1 protein-coding gene is annotated in these 234 nt (G+C 78.6%); it reads right to left on the bottom strand.

Annotated elements, in window-relative coordinates; translation table 11 throughout:
- A partial coding sequence (locus ACQP60_RS20955; RefSeq protein WP_429736586.1) for a hypothetical protein occupies window positions 1-234 on the bottom strand: 234 nt, incomplete at both ends.

Here is a 234-nt window from a genome sequence, read left to right as displayed (position 1 = left end):
CGTCACGTCCTCCAGCGTGCAGCCGCGGGCGGCGGAGTCGGCCTTCCCGTCGGTGGCCTCGGCGGCGGCGCGCTCCTGCGCGGCCCATGCCTCCCACTCGCTGGCCGGGCTGCCCGGCGCGGGCCCGCCCGGCAGGTTCTCGGAGGTGGACGCCGCCTGCGACGGCGCGACCGCCGTGAGCGTCACTCCCAGCGCCCGGGCGGCGGCACCCAGACCTGCGGCGATGTTCCTTCT

This window comes from Isoptericola variabilis, from assembly GCF_050311655.1.
GTDB lineage: Bacteria > Actinomycetota > Actinomycetes > Actinomycetales > Cellulomonadaceae > Isoptericola > Isoptericola variabilis.
Note: the sequence above shows the minus strand (reverse complement) of the source record. Positions and strands in the feature narration are given on the sequence as shown.